We start from the raw sequence: 15,499 nt of genomic DNA on the forward strand, positions 1-15,499 counted from the left end.
AAGTATCGGAAATGAGCATTCAATTATCAGACAAAATCAACAAGCTTAAAGCCTCTGCAACTTTAGCAATGGCTGCAAAAGCAAGAGAATTAAGAGCAGAAGGAAAGGATATTATCGGTTTAAGTTTAGGAGAACCTGACTTTAATACTCCAGATTTTATTAAAGACGCCGCAATTAAGGCTGTTAATGACAATTATAATTCTTATACTCCAGTAGATGGATATGTAGAATTAAAGGACGCGATTATAACAAAGTTTAAAAGAGACAATAATTTAAGTTATGATCACTCCCAGATTGTTGTATCGACTGGTGCAAAACAATCTCTTTACAATGTAGCTCAGGTATATTTAAATCCAGGAGATGAAGTTATACTCCCATGCCCTTATTGGGTAAGTTATAGTGACATTGTAAAACTAGCAGAAGGTGTTCCTGTAGAAGTTAAAACTTCGATAGAAAATGACTTTAAAATGACTGCTGATCAATTAGAAAAAGCCATAACTCCTAAGACTAAAATGATTTGGTATAGCTCTCCTTGTAACCCAAGTGGATCTATATATAGCAAAGATGAATTAAGAGCATTAGCAGATGTTCTTCAAAAATACCCAGATATTATTGTCGTTAGTGATGAAATCTATGAACATATTAATTATGTTGGTGATCATGCTTCAATGGCTCAATTTGACGATATGTACGAGAGAACGGTAACTGTTAATGGAGTTGCTAAAGCTTTTGCCATGACTGGATGGAGAATTGGATATATAGGAGCTCCAAAAGCGATTGCTAGAGCTTGTAATAAAATGCAAGGACAAGTAACTAGTGGCGCTAATTGTATTGCGCAAAGGGCAGTAATTACAGCCTTAGAAGCTCCGGTTAGTAAAATCCAATACATGGTTGATGAATTTAAAAACCGTAGAAAATTAATTTTAGATTTGTTAGCCGAAATCCCGGGATTTGAATGCAATGAACCAGAAGGAGCATTCTACGTCTTCCCCGATGTTTCTTACTACTTTGGTAAAACTATTAATGGAAATATAATAAAAAACGCTTCTGATTTCTCTATGTTTTTATTAGAACAAGCGAATGTTGCTACGGTAACTGGAGATGCTTTTGGGAATGGAAATTGTATTAGAATTTCTTATGCCGCAAGTACAGAGCAAATCAAAGAAGCAATCAATAGAATTAAAAAAGCATTAAGCTAAATTAGCAATACTGTATAACTTTTATTAAAAAGCCGATGATTCAATAAAAATTATCGGCTTTTTATTTTCCTAAAAATAAATTACTGTTTTTTGAGTTATTAGATTGCTATATTAAATGTTTTGGGGAAAACACTTAAGAAGAGATAATTGTAGTTTGAACATAAATAACAATCTTAAAACCTACTTTTGTATTTATGGACATTCTTGAAAAAGAACGTATTGTTCAAAAAAATGTGCTTGAAATTTTTAAAGAAAATTTTAATAGCCCTTATTCCGAAGATGAAATTCTAAACTATACTCCTTCTGATGTAGAGGATACTGTTTCATATTATGAGTCAATTCTTGATATCTTTTTTATCGAACCAGAATACCTACAAAGTGTAAAAGGCTGTGTAAAGGATACTATTAAAAAAGTCGCAGAGCTTTGGCATATCAACCCATATGCTTTTGGCCCTTGGGAAGAATCTTATTAATTATTCAACTACGATAAAATACTATCTGTTCCTCCAGAAGAAAGGAGTAAGCAAAATAAGAACTGTGAACAGCTCTAATCTTCCTATAAGCATTAGAAAAGAACACCACCATTTACCAAAGGCTGGCAGTACATCAAAATTATTTACAGGACTTAGCTTACCTAAAGCAGGTCCAACGTTCCCTAAAGACGAGGCAGCTCCACCTATAGCAGTTTCAAAATCCAGTCCTAACATTCCTAACACTAAAGACCCTATTATAAAGGATAACATATACAATATAAAAAATGCTAATATATTAAACACAATCTCTTTAGAAACCGCTCTTTGATTATAACGCACAGGCAACACAGCTCTAGGATGTAATGTCCTTTTAAATTCTAAAATACCATTACGAATTGTAATAAGATGCCTTACTATTTTCATCCCACCTGCTGTGGATCCCGCCGAACCTCCTAAAAACATTAATCCAAAGAATACTATCTTCAAAAAAGGAGTCCAAACCGTAAAATCAGCAGAAACAAAACCTGTAGTAGTAATAACAGCCAACACCTGAAACAAAGAATGCCTAAAAGCGCTTTCTGCCTCTCCAAAAACCATAGGATGATCTATAACAGAATTCGCTGGATCTGCTTTTAAATAAATAATTAATGCGGCTATAGCGGTAAAAGCCACTATAGAAATTCCGTACCATTTAAACTCTTCGTCTTTAAGAAATTTTCCGAATTTTCCTTTAAAACCAAAGTAACTCAAGATAAAATTCATTCCTGCAAGGAACATAAACAAAATAATGATATACTGTATTAAGGGTTGATCATTCCAATAAGCGACACTTGCATTTTTTGTAGAAAACCCTCCTGTAGACAATGTACTAAGTGCATGATTTATCGCATCAAAGAAATCCATCCCGGCAAGTTTCAATAAGATTGTCTCTGCCGCTGTATACCCAAAATATATTAGCCATAACCTTTTTGCAGTATCAGTGATCCTTGGATGTAACTTATCAGCGCTTGGACCAGGAGCTTCTGCTGCAAATAACTGCATCCCTCCTATTCCCAACAACGGAAGAATAGCTACAGCAAGAACAATAATCCCCATTCCACCGATCCAATGTGTAAGACTACGCCAAAAGAGAACACCTTTAGGAACAATTTCTATTTCATTAAGGATAGAGGCTCCGGTTGTAGTATAACCAGACATTGTCTCAAAGAAAGCATTGGTAAATGATGGAATTGCTTCAGAAAATATATACGGTAGCGTTCCACTTAAAGACATGAATATCCATCCAAATGTAACAACGATATACCCTTCTCGTTTATTTATTGATTTTTGATGTTCCTTAGTAAGAAACATTAAAATTATACCCACAAACATAGTCGATAATGCTGCTAACATTATCTGCATTGTAACACCGTCTTTATAAATAAAACTTACAATGGTTGCTATTAGCATAAAACCTCCATTACAGAGCAATAGAAGCCCCATAATATGAGTAATAATTTTAAAGTTTAGTTTGGACATGTTACAAGAAAAGGTTTTCTATTTTCTTAATAGATTTAGGTAGACAACATACCACTACTCGATCTCCTGCTTTAATATAAAAACCTCCTAAAGGAATCATCCCAACTCCATCTCTTATAACTCCAGCTATAATAGCGGAACGAGGAAAATCAAGATCTCTAATTAGGTTATCACTTACTTCGGAAGTTGGTTTTACAATAAACTCCAACAACTCGGCATTCATATTATTAAGCTTCGTCATAGCAACTACCTCTCCTTTTCGGATAAATCTAAAAATATTATTAGCTGCTAATAGTTTTTTATTGATTAATGTATCAATACCTATAGAATGAGAAAGCTGGAAATAATCCATATTCTCTACCAAGGCAATTGTTTTACGCACTCCTTTAGATTTAGCTACTAAACAAGACATGATGTTGGTTTCAGAGTTACCTGTTACTGCAATAAACGCATCCATATCATCTATATTCTCTTCTTCAAGCAATTCTACATTTCGTCCATCCCCATTAATAATCAATGCATTTGGTAAATCGTCCGCTAAGTCAAATGCTTTGTCTTTATCACTTTCGATCAGCTTTACTCTAAATTTATGATCACATAGATCACAGGTAGTTTTATGTCCAATTTTACTACCTCCCAAGATCATCACTTTTTTAATTTGTTCTTTTACTTTACCCGTTAACTTGTAAAGCTCATCTACTCCTCCTTTAGAAGTAACAAAATAAACCTGATCTCCTTCCTTAAATTTTGTATCTCCTCTAGGAATTATTGTGTATTGCGTTCCCGATCTTTGAATGGCTATTGGCATAAAATGAAGTTCCGGAAAAATCTCGGCAGCCTCTCTAACAGTTTTATCCACAAACAATGCGCTGCTAGAAAGAGTCGTTCCTACCATGGTTAGTGCACCATCCTCAAACTCATAACTATCACTAAAAGCCGATTGATTTAATAATAATTCTATCTCACTTGCCGCTAGTGCTTCTGGAGAAATCAATTCAGCAATTCCAAACTTGATAAAACCAACTTCTTCTTTATTCTCTATAAATTCTGTATTGGAAATTCTGGCAATTGTTCGCTTAGCACCTAATTGTTTTGCTAAAACACATACGGTAATATTGGTAGTCTCACTAGAGGTAACACTAATCACCATATCAACATTCTGTACTCTGGCATCTTTTAAAATACTTATTGAGGTAGCATCTCCCTTAATCACTCTAATATCCAGATGGCTATCAGCATAATTTAAGCATTCCTTATCAGGATCAATCAGGGTAATATCCTGAGATTCAAATGAAAGTAATTTTGCCAAATGAAATCCTACTTCACCAGCACCGGCAATAATAATTTTCATCTGTGTTTTCTGTTATTTATCATCAAAAGATAAAATTAAACTTCAGCAAAATCCCCTTAATAACAAAGTGAAAATTTCTTGCTGAAAAATAAAAGCCTACAAAGATAGTGGAATTTCATTAATTCATAAAACAATTAATAACTAGTCACTTATTTTATATCTACTATTCCATTTAAATTAACAAGAACATAGAGCTTACCAAAAATCCGCTGTACCAGCATTCATAGACAACTAATCATTAAACTACAGAATCATTAATAATACTTAAACACATCTGTAACAAAAAACATACTTTAACCGTCTTAAAAGAACATCATCAATCAAAAAACAATCATGAAACATTCTGCATTAAGTATTTCAATATTTATAATTTCTTCAATTCTATTCACTGTTAGTTGTAACACAACAAACAACAACACCTCTTCAACGGAAAACAAAAGTGATCATATTATAGAAAATAAAATAGATTCATTATTAAAATCATTGCATCAAAACAGAAAATTTAATGGAAATATTTTAATAGCTAAAAATGACCAAATCATATACAAAAACGAATTTGGCTTTTCTGATGGCTACAAAAAAAACATTCTTAAAGAGACTGACAGATTTAATATTGGTTCTATTTACAAGGAAATTCCCGCAATTGCAATTATGCAATTAGAAGAAAAAGGTCTTTTACAATTAAACGACCCCATTAAAAAACACCTTAGTTACTTACCGGATTGGTCTAACAATATTAAGATTATTAATCTTTTACAATACACAAGCGGATTACCTAAAATTGATTGGAGAAAACATAAAATAATAAATGATCAAAACCTAATAAATGATTTATCAGAAATATCTAATTTAGAATTTACACCTGGAGAAGATTACATATACACAAATTTCAGCCCTTTCTTACTTTCTAAAATAATAGAAAGTATCACAGATACAACCTTCTCTTCTTATGTAAACCAAAACATAATAAAACCTCTACATTTAGAACAAAGTACATTTAACACCTCATTTCCATACAAGAATAGGGATTCCATGGCCCTTCCATTTAACAACAAATTTGAAGAAGACAAACTTCCATTCATTATAAAATCTCCTATATTTCTATTTTCCACTACAACTAATGACCTTTTTCAACTTATAAAAAACCTGCATTCTGGTAATATCATCAATAAAAATTCATTACTCAAGATTAGCAAAACTGCAAATTTAGATAGGAATAACATGCAATCCGCGTTAGGAAATATCACCTATGAAAAAGAAAAAATAATAGAACACACACATCATGGAACTAGTGGTAACTATGAATCTATCATAAGTAAAAATAAACTAAACAGTACTACCATTATTATTTTAACAAACAACAAAAGTGGAAACATTCACGCTTTAAGAAATACTATTATTGAATTAATAAAAACTAATAACGAAGTAAAATAACAATTTCGTAATCTCCTTTTTTTTAAAAGAAATATTTCTAAACACAATTCATAAGCTAAAAACTACAACTCAGTAATTATTCTTTTTAAGATTTCTGCAATAGCAACATCTTAGCAGTATAAATACTAACTTTTTATTTATGAAAACGAAACTTATATTACTCGCATTATTTATTACTAAATTTATTTTTGTCCAAGCACAAATGGACGATAAATTCTATTTCCCAAAAAAAGATTTAAGCCAGATAACATGGAAAAATCATGAAGAATTAATGATCAAGACAGAAACTGATACAATTTCTGTTTTAATTCTAAAACCAAAAGAAACACCAAAAGCAACTATATTTTATTTTCACGGAGCTGGGGGGAATATAACATACTACCTCCCCTTAACACAAATATTAGCAGAAAACAACTTTCAGGTAGTTATGATTGATTTTCGAGGGTACGGAAAATCAACAGGAACTCCTACACACAATAACATAGCTAAAGACGGTGAATTATTCTTCGAAACCCTTCTTAAGAAAAAAGGAATAAAAGAAACTCCAAAAATAATATATGGAGTCTCTATTGGAACTCAAATCGCTACTTTACTAGCCAAAAATCATCAAGATAAAATTGAAGGATTAGTGCTAGAAGGAACTATAGCATCCTTTACAGATATCGCTATGTATCATGTACCTGAGTACAAAGATTTTTTAGAAAAAAACTATATCTCTCCCTACGCGGCAAAAGAAGATATAAAAACAATTAATAAAATTTCTAAACTCTTCTTGCATAGCAAAGAAGATAAAGATGTACCATTTACACAAGGCGAAACCGTATACAACAATGCATCGGAGCCAAAAGAGTTTCTAGAATTTAAAGGAGAACACCTACACGCACTTAAATACAAAAAGGAACAAATACTACAAAAAATCAATGAAATGATAGAATAAATTTTATAAACAAACATTAATTACAAAATTGATAAATAGAAGTAAAACAATAAGCTAATAACAACTTAATGACATTCTTTTCCTACGATCCATATCAAAAATGTATATTTGCCTAAATTTTTTTGAATGTCAGAAAAAATAACGCCATACAAAGATAAAAACACGACCAAAAAACAACAGGTTACAGAAATGTTTGATACTATTTCTGGTAATTATGATGGTCTTAATAGAGTGATTTCTTTTGGAATTGATGTAAAGTGGCGTAAAAAGGTTGTAAAAATAGTTGCAGACACAAAACCGAATAGCATTCTAGATGTTGCGACCGGAACCGGAGATTTAGCTATAAACTTAGCTAAAACAGGTGCTTCAGAAATTATCGGATTAGACATCTCCGCAGGAATGCTGGAAGTTGGAAAAGATAAAATAAAGGCAAAAAAATTAGATAAGACAATCTCTATGGTCAAAGGAGATGGAGAGAGCTTACCGTATGATAATGATTATTTCGATGCAATTACTGTAGCTTTTGGCGTAAGAAATTTTGAAGATTTAGATCAAGGTCTATCAGAGATATACAGAGTTTTAAAACCTGGAGGAATTTTCGTTGTTTTAGAAACCTCTGTACCCACCAAAACACCTTATAAACAAGGATATAAACTACATACTTCTTTAATTTTACCATTAATTGGGAAGATCTTTTCTAAAGACAGATCTGCATATTCATATCTTAGCGAAAGTGCGGCAGCTTTTCCTTATGGAGATGCTTTCAACAATATTTTGAGAAAAATTGGGTTTATAGAAGTCGAGGATAATCCGCAAACTTTTGGTGTTGCCACAATTTATACAGCCACAAAATAATATGAAAAGAGTTTTTATAGCAATAGCTGTTATCGTTTGTACTCAGAATGTGAGTGCACAATTGTTTTCTAAAGAACGAGTTAGAAATCTTCAAAATTATGATAAACCTAGATTAAGTTGGGGGTATATCCTTGGGTTTAATAGTTATGATTTTAATTTTGATTATAAAGCTACACCAGAAGGAGAAGAACCTTTATTGGATGGTGATATTCAGGTAGCAAAATCTATAGGTTTTAATGTAGGATTATTAGGTAATATGAGAATCAATGATTACCTAGATCTTAGACTAGAACCTCAGGTATCTTTTGTACGAAGAGACCTTACCTTTACCGGACCAGATTTTGAAGATTCTCAAAGGTTTAGAGAAGTAACATCAACCTATGTACACATTCCTCTTTTATTAAAAATATCTACCAAAAGACTTAATAATTTTAAACCTTTTATTGTTGGAGGAGTATCTACTTCTATAAACTTATCTAGTAATGAAGATAACCCCGACGATAATAGTGTAGGACAATTTAGAACTAAAACGAATACTAATTATTTCGAACTTGGATTTGGAATAGACTTTTACATGTTCTATTTCAAATTTACACCTTCTATTAGAGGAGTATTCGCTATGTCTGATGAGTTAGTAGCCGATAACGACCCTAATAGCCCTTACACTGCTGCTATTGATAAAATGTCGTCAAGAGGACTTTTTATTAATTTCACTTTCCAGTAGTTTTTAAATTCGTCTAAATTCATTTAGAATAATTGCAGTTGCAGTAGCTACATTAAGACTTTCTGTTACTGGAGTAGTTCCAAATCTCGGTATTGAAATCCTTTCGTTCACTAAATGTTCTATATCAGAAGAAATACCGTTCGCTTCATTCCCCATAACAATAATTCCTTTTTCAGGTAATTGTTCGCCATAAATCGTATTGCCATCCATAAAAGTACCGTACACTGGTATTTCTCCTCTTCTAGAAATCAAAAAATGCTCCAGATTCGTATAAACAATATTAACTCTTGTTACAGATCCCATTGTTGCCTGAATGACCTTTGGATTAAAACAGTCAACTGTTTGCTCTGAACAAACTAAATCTGTTATACCAAACCAATCACACAGCCTTATAATTGTTCCTAAATTTCCTGGATCTCTAACATCATCTAATGCTAAAACTAGCCCATTGTTCGTCACCGATTGAGCTTCTGGAATATAAAATATAGCTACTGCAAATTGCGGAGTCGTCAGAAAGCTGATGCTTTTAAGCTCAGTTTCTGTAACTATGAAAACTTTTTCTGAATTTAATTTAAAATAAGAAGCATCTAAAGCAAAAAGCGAATGAAGCTTTAAATCAGCTTCTAACAACTCATTAATTACCTTTTTACCTTCTGCAACAAATAATCCATGTTGTTTTCGGTACTTTTTTTGATGTAAACTATTTATTAATTTCTTTTGGTTTTTGCTAACCATACAAATAATGTATTTTTGACACAATAATGAATCTCGATTGAAACACCTGCTCACAAAAATAGTATTTGTTGTAATATCTACAATTTTTTTAATTTCTTGTAATGCGATTAAAAGAGTGCCAGAGGAAGAATACCTGTTGACTAAAAATGAAATTTTTGTTGACAGCACTAAAACCAACGACTCTAAATTATACAATCAGCTTTATCAAAAACCTAATTCTAAACTTGCTTGGACTCCTTTTAGACTTCATCTTTATAATCTTGCTAAAGTAAACCCTGACTCTTCATATCAAAATTGGTTACATAATAAACCAAATAGAGAACGAAGATTAAATAACTTTTTATCTAAAAAACAAGTTAATCGACTGGGTGTAGCATATACAGGAATTAATAACTGGCTAAAAAAAGCAGGAGAGACTCCAACTATAATCGATGAATCTAAAGCAAAACGATCTGTAAAAAGACTACAATCTTATTACTGGAATAATGGTTGGTTTAATGTAAAAACAGACTACAAAATAAACTTGAACGAAGATCAAAGAGCCTCTGTATCATATTACATCCAACCTTCTAAGCCCTATTTTATTGATTCTCTAAACACTAAAATAGAGTCTAAAGCTGCTGATTCTATATATAAACTACATCAAAAAAAATCTAACATAGTAACCGGAAAACAATACAGAACTTTAGACATCGAATCAGAAAGAGAAAGACTTACTAATTTATATAGAAATTCTGGATTGTATAATTTCGAAAAAGAATACATCAAATTCGATGCAGACACTGTCAATACTGACCAAAAAATACAACTTAATTTACTGATCAAAAACAGACAAATTAAAGAAGGCGAAGAAACTAAGAGGCTGCCTTTTAAAGTTCACAAAATAAGCAAAGTAAACGTATTCACAGACTATTCTTATCAAAACAGAAACGCAATACCTAAAGACAGTGTTTCTTATAACGGATATAATATTTACAGTTATGACAAACTTAGATATACGCGTAAAGCAATAACAAATTCTATTTTAATTACACCTGGAGAGATTTTTAAAGATAAAGACAGAACTCTTACTTATAACCAGATCAACAATCTTAAAACTTTTAAATACCCAAATATAAGATACAGTATTGACCCCGATAACCCCGAAGGAACTGACCTTATCGCAAGTGTTTTACTTACACCAAGAAAAAAATATAGTACCAATGTAGAATTTGATGTATCTACTTCTAATATCCAAGTGTTTGGAATTGGATTTAGCGGTTCTTTCTTAATACGAAACGTATTTGGAGGAGCAGAAATTTTTGAAATCTCTGCAAGAGGTAGTGTCGGTTCTTCTAAGGATCCAGTAGATCCAAATGGACAGTTCTTTGATATATCGGAGATTGGAGTAGATCTTAAACTATCATTTCCTAAAATAATTTTTCCTATCCAAACAAGAAAAATTATTCCAAAATACATGTCGCCGACTACGAACTTGATTTTTGGTATCAATTCACAACAAAACATTGGACTTGACAAACAAAATGCTTCTGGTATATTTAACTATCAATGGAAACCTAGCACCAAGCTTACTAATCAAATTGACTTAGTAAACGTTCAATATGTTCGTAACCTTAATACGGGTAATTATTTTAATGTATACTCTAATTCTTTTAACAGACTTAATAATATTGCAACAGAAGTATTAGATTCTAATTCACCCTTCTTCGATCCAGATAACACAAGTGAAAACATCTTATCAATTCCATCTGGGGCAAATAGTTTTATAGCACAATCGCTAGGAACAGCACCTGATAGTGATTTAACTACAGATCAATTACAAGAAATTAGTAATATTAATGAACGAAAAGAGCGATTAACCGAGGATAACCTAATTTTTGCATCTAGTTATACATATTTAAAAAATAACAGAGAAAATCTTTATGATGAAAACTTTTCAAGATTCAGAGCAAAAATAGAATTCGCTGGTAATGTCCTAAACACTGTTTCTAATCTAGCTGGTCTAAAAGAAAATTCACGTGATCGTTTTGAAGTATTTGGTGTTGAATTTTCACAGTATGCTAAGACAGAACTAGATTATATCAAACATTGGGATCTTGGAAGAAAAAGAGTATTAGCTTTTAGAGCATTCGGTGGAATTGCATTACCCTTTGGAAATGCAAATAGCATCCCTTTTGCTCGAAGTTTTTTTGGCGGTGGTCCTAATGATAATAGAGCTTGGCTTCCATATGACCTAGGCCCAGGAAGTAGTGGTGGCAGAAATGAGTTTAACGAAGCTAACATGAAAATTGCGTTAAATTTAGAATACAGATATAATATTTTAGGTTCTCTTAACGGAGCATTTTTTGTAGATGCTGGTAATATCTGGAATGTTTTAGACAGTGTAGAAGAAGAAGATGCTGTATTTTCTAGTTGGGATGATATTCAAGAAATCTCTGTGGGTAGTGGCTTAGGACTTCGATATGATTTTGACTTCTTTGTAGTTAGATTGGATTTAGGTTTCAAAACATTTAATCCTGCTAGAATAGAGGATCGACGATGGTTTAAAGGATATAATTTTTCGGAAGGTGTATACAATGTTGGAATCAATTATCCTTTCTAAAAACAATCATCGTTTTTCATTCTTAAATATAAAATTCATTCCGTATTATTTTACTATTTTTGTAGGCTTATTAACTAAAAGTAAATTATGAGTCACAACATCAAACCAGGAGTTGCAACAGGAGACGAAGTACAGGCTATTTTCAATTATGCCAAAGAAAAAGCATTTGCCTTACCAGCAGTAAACGTAATTGGATCCAATTCTATTAATGCAGTATTAGAAACTGCTGCAGAATTAAACTCACCTGTAATTATTCAGTTCTCCAATGGAGGAGCTCAATTTAACGCAGGAAAAGGACTTTCTAATGAAGACCAAAAAGCTGCAATTGCAGGAGCAACTGCAGGAGCCAGACATGTGCACCTAATGGCAGAAGCTTATGGAGTACCTGTTATTTTGCATACTGACCACTGTGCAAAAAAACTACTTCCTTGGATAGACGGATTATTAGATGCCGGAGAAGCATTTTATAAAGAAACAGGAAAACCTCTTTATAGTTCTCATATGATAGATTTATCAGAAGAACCTATTGAAGAAAATATAGAAATCTGTAAGGAATACCTTGCTCGAATGAGTAAAATAGGTATGACTCTAGAAATAGAACTTGGTATTACAGGAGGAGAAGAAGATGGTGTTGACAATAGTGATGTAGATGATTCTAAATTATACACACAACCAGAAGAAGTTGCATATGCTTATGAAGAATTAAGTAAAGTAAGTGATAAATTTACAGTGGCAGCAGCTTTTGGTAACGTACACGGAGTATACAAACCTGGTAATGTAAAATTAACTCCAAAAATCCTTAAAAATTCTCAAGAGTTTATTTCAGAAAAATATGGTGTAGAACATAACCACATTGACTTTGTATTTCACGGAGGAAGCGGTTCTACTCTAGAAGAAATTAGAGAATCTATAGGATATGGAGTTATCAAAATGAATATTGACACTGATCTTCAATTTGCATTTTGCGAAGGTATTAGAGATTATATGACTGGTAAGATCGATTATCTTAAGACTCAGATTGGTAATCCTGATGGAGCTGATGAGCCGAATAAGAAATATTATGATCCTAGAAAATGGTTAAGAGAAGGAGAAATCACTTTTAAAAACCGACTTAAAAAGGCTTTTGAAGATTTAAATAATGTAAACACATTATAATTAAGATAGAAAACCAAGCTGAAACTCTAAACAAAAAAGAGTTTCAGCTTTTTTAATACAAATAATTTATGGCTTGGTTTAAGAGAACTCAAAAAGGTATACAGACTGCTACTGAGGATAAAAAGGATGTTCCAAAAGGACTCTGGTATAAATCTCCTACAGGAAAAATAGTAGATGCAGAACAACTAGAGAAAAACTTTTATGTAAGTCCGGAAGACGGATATCACGTAAGAATAGGTAGTAAAGAATATTTCGAAATTCTATTTGACGACAACAAGTTTAAAGAATTAGACAAAAATCTAACCTCTAAAGACCCTCTTAAATTCGAAGACAAAAAGAAATACACCGATCGTCTTAAGGATGCTCAAGAAAAAACAAGTTTAAAAGATGCTGTAAGAACTGCCGTTGGAAAATCAAATGGTAATGATTTAGTAATCGCTTGTATGGATTTTTCATTCATCGGAGGTTCTATGGGTAGTGTAGTTGGAGAAAAAATAGCAAGAGCCGCTGATTATGCACTTAAGCATAAAATTCCGTTTATGATTATTTCTAAATCTGGAGGAGCTCGTATGATGGAAGCTGCATTATCATTAATGCAGTTAGCAAAGACTTCTGCTAGACTTGCCCAATTAGCTGATGCAGGAATCCCATACATATCACTGTGTACAGACCCAACAACTGGAGGTACTACCGCATCCTTTGCAATGCTTGGTGACATTAACATTGCAGAACCAGGTGCATTGATTGGTTTTGCAGGACCAAGAGTAGTTAGAGACACTACAGGAAAAGAACTTCCTGAAGGTTTCCAAACTGCAGAGTTCTTAAAAGAGCACGGATTCCTAGATTTCATTAGTCCTAGACAAAATCTAAAAGAAAAAATCAACTTATATCTAGATTTAATTCTAAATAGACCTTTATCTTCTAATTAGATATCAGATTTTTAAAAAAAGTATTAAAAAACCCGGTTATACCGGGTTTTTTAATACTTTTTTAGATTATAAGACAACATCAAAAAAAAGCGTCTTCTAAATAGAAAACGCTTCTTTAACTGCCTAAAACAAATATTTACAATAATATTTCCCTTTCTTCACCTTCAGAATTTGTAAATACTGCAGCGTTATCACAAGATCCATCACCGTAATTCAAAGATCCATTATATGTAGTCCTTACCAATTCCACTACTCCACTTACCAAAAACCTACAACTAGCTTCTCTTCTTAACGGAGTAGAAATGGTTGTACTATGAACATTACCATTTGCTAAATTAGTTTGCCAATCACCAGTAATTAAGAAAACGTTATCTCCCCAGTTACCATTAAAAGCACCTTCGATCCATTCACGAGTTTTCGACCCGGTCCTAGATGCCTGAGTACCATCCACAAAAGTTACCGTAAAATCAAAACTCATTGTATATTGTGGATTACCATTCTCATTAGATTTAAGTCTAGTAATTGTTCTAGATCCTGCAAATTGCACATTATCAATGAAGAAATCCTCCAAGCTGTAATTAATCAATAAAGACATGGCATCTGTATCTAGTTCATATGACATCAAAATCTTTCCTTTTACAATATGACCACTTCTTACCTCACATCCTTCCGTTCCAAAATCTATTGTCACATTTTTTGTAGTATCCGTTAATTCTATGGTCACCGTAGCACAATCAGGTAAAAAACGATTTATATTACTTTTTGCTAAACTCTCCTCATCTTCAAAACCTTGTAATGTGAGATCACTAAGTACCTCAGAACCATCATCAATTGTTGCTGTTAATGTAGCCTCTTCACGATCGATTTCATCTACAGATAATTGATCCGTTGCTTCTTCATTATTACACCCTACTAAAACCACCGTAAAGAATGCAATAAAACCAAATTTTAAAATGTTGTTCTTCATTATCTTAATTTTTAATGTTACCCCTCTAGGACTTAATTATTTACAAAAGGTTTAATCAAACATGTTTTTTTTCATAAGAAGCAATTCTAATATAAAAAATACTATATTTGCACGCTGATAGCAGAATGCTATTTATACATAAAAATCATTTAAAATAATATTGGAATGTATTTAACAAAAGAAACAAAAGAAGAAATCTTCGCAAAACACGGAAAAGGTAAAAATGACACCGGTTCTGCAGAAGGACAAATTGCATTATTTACGCACAGAATTACTCATTTAACTGAGCACTTAAAAAACAACCGTAAGGATTTTAACACTGAACGTTCGTTAGTAAAGTTAGTAGGTAAGCGTAGAGATCTTTTAGACTATCTTGTTAAGAAAGATATTATGAGATATCGTGCAATTGTAAAAGAATTAGGATTAAGAAAATAATCAAAAAAGAGAGGCAGTACGCCTCTCTTTTTAATTATATTCATTTCTAATAGAATACGTTTAAATTAAAAAACGTTTTGATCAAGAGATGATCAAAACGATGCCTTAGTTTTTCATTGGTCGCGCAACTACACAACAACAACACAACCTTGTCCGTCCGAGTAAGACGGAAACCAATGTTTAAT

At 32.3% G+C, this 15,499-nt stretch carries 14 protein-coding genes; 10 read left to right on the forward strand and 4 right to left on the reverse strand.

Annotated features, from left to right (window positions below; all coding sequences use genetic code 11):
* The first annotated feature begins 11 nt into the window (after positions 1-11).
* Together H526_RS0126680 and H526_RS0126685 are read left to right on the forward strand one after the other, a co-directional pair.
* Positions 12-1,199 (forward strand): pyridoxal phosphate-dependent aminotransferase, encoded by a 1,188-nt coding sequence (locus H526_RS0126680; protein WP_027395725.1) that lies wholly within the window; start codon positions 12-14, stop codon positions 1,197-1,199.
* A 194-nt stretch (positions 1,200-1,393) separates the two neighbouring features.
* Positions 1,394-1,672, forward strand: coding sequence for a hypothetical protein (locus H526_RS0126685; protein ID WP_027395726.1), 279 nt, complete (start codon positions 1,394-1,396; stop codon positions 1,670-1,672).
* A gap of 21 nt (positions 1,673-1,693) precedes the next feature.
* Here H526_RS0126685 and H526_RS0126690 read toward each other — a convergent pair whose 3' ends face one another.
* A complete protein-coding gene (locus H526_RS0126690) occupies positions 1,694-3,190 on the reverse strand; it encodes a TrkH family potassium uptake protein (protein ID WP_027395727.1) in 1,497 nt (498 codons plus the stop codon).
* Position 3,191: 1 nt separating this feature from the next.
* Positions 3,192-4,541: a Trk system potassium transporter TrkA gene (gene trkA, locus H526_RS0126695; RefSeq protein WP_027395728.1), complete on the reverse strand. Its 1,350-nt coding sequence runs from the start codon at positions 4,539-4,541 to the stop codon at positions 3,192-3,194.
* 333 nt (positions 4,542-4,874) lie between these two features.
* Here trkA and H526_RS0126700 point away from each other — a divergent pair, with 333 nt between their 5' ends.
* The 4 genes from H526_RS0126700 to porT all read left to right on the forward strand — a co-directional run bounded on the left by H526_RS0126700 (position 4,875) and on the right by porT (position 8,491).
* Complete coding sequence (locus tag H526_RS0126700; RefSeq protein ID WP_051336379.1) at positions 4,875-5,975, forward strand: serine hydrolase domain-containing protein; 1,101 nt, start codon at positions 4,875-4,877, stop codon at positions 5,973-5,975.
* Positions 5,976-6,114: 139 nt separating this feature from the next.
* Positions 6,115-6,912, forward strand: coding sequence for an alpha/beta hydrolase (locus H526_RS0126705; protein ID WP_027395730.1), 798 nt, complete (start codon positions 6,115-6,117; stop codon positions 6,910-6,912).
* Positions 6,913-7,038: 126 nt separating this feature from the next.
* Positions 7,039-7,767, forward strand: coding sequence for a bifunctional demethylmenaquinone methyltransferase/2-methoxy-6-polyprenyl-1,4-benzoquinol methylase UbiE (gene ubiE / locus H526_RS0126710; RefSeq protein WP_027395731.1), 729 nt, complete (start codon positions 7,039-7,041; stop codon positions 7,765-7,767).
* 1 nt (position 7,768) lies between these two features.
* Complete coding sequence (gene porT / locus H526_RS0126715; protein ID WP_027395732.1) at positions 7,769-8,491, forward strand: type IX secretion/gliding motility protein PorT/SprT; 723 nt, start codon at positions 7,769-7,771, stop codon at positions 8,489-8,491.
* Between the two features lie 3 nt (positions 8,492-8,494).
* Here the strand turns inward: porT and H526_RS0126720 are convergent, their stop codons facing one another.
* Positions 8,495-9,226: a TrmH family RNA methyltransferase gene (locus H526_RS0126720; RefSeq protein WP_027395733.1), complete on the reverse strand. Its 732-nt coding sequence runs from the start codon at positions 9,224-9,226 to the stop codon at positions 8,495-8,497.
* Between the two features lie 37 nt (positions 9,227-9,263).
* Here H526_RS0126720 and tamL point away from each other — a divergent pair, with 37 nt between their 5' ends.
* The 3 genes from tamL to accD all read left to right on the forward strand — a co-directional run bounded on the left by tamL (position 9,264) and on the right by accD (position 13,912).
* Positions 9,264-11,828, forward strand: coding sequence for a translocation and assembly module lipoprotein TamL (gene tamL / locus H526_RS0126725; protein ID WP_027395734.1), 2,565 nt, complete (start codon positions 9,264-9,266; stop codon positions 11,826-11,828).
* Positions 11,829-11,915: 87 nt separating this feature from the next.
* A complete protein-coding gene (gene fbaA, locus H526_RS0126730; protein ID WP_027395735.1) occupies positions 11,916-12,983 on the forward strand; it encodes a class II fructose-bisphosphate aldolase in 1,068 nt (355 codons plus the stop codon).
* Between the two features lie 68 nt (positions 12,984-13,051).
* The gene (gene accD, locus H526_RS0126735) at positions 13,052-13,912 is read left to right on the forward strand and encodes an acetyl-CoA carboxylase, carboxyltransferase subunit beta (protein WP_027395736.1); all 861 of its coding nucleotides are present in this window, start codon (positions 13,052-13,054) and stop codon (positions 13,910-13,912) included.
* Positions 13,913-14,048: 136 nt separating this feature from the next.
* Here accD and H526_RS0126740 read toward each other — a convergent pair whose 3' ends face one another.
* Positions 14,049-14,879 (reverse strand): hypothetical protein, encoded by an 831-nt coding sequence (locus H526_RS0126740; protein ID WP_051336380.1) that lies wholly within the window; start codon positions 14,877-14,879, stop codon positions 14,049-14,051.
* A 165-nt stretch (positions 14,880-15,044) separates the two neighbouring features.
* On the opposite strand from H526_RS0126740, the gene rpsO reads away from it, so the two are divergent.
* The gene (gene rpsO / locus H526_RS0126745) at positions 15,045-15,314 is read left to right on the forward strand and encodes a 30S ribosomal protein S15 (RefSeq protein WP_027395738.1); all 270 of its coding nucleotides are present in this window, start codon (positions 15,045-15,047) and stop codon (positions 15,312-15,314) included.
* The last annotated feature ends 185 nt before the right edge of the window (positions 15,315-15,499 follow it).

The organism is Aquimarina latercula DSM 2041 (genome assembly GCF_000430645.1).
GTDB classification, from domain to species: Bacteria; Bacteroidota; Bacteroidia; order Flavobacteriales; family Flavobacteriaceae; genus Aquimarina; species Aquimarina latercula.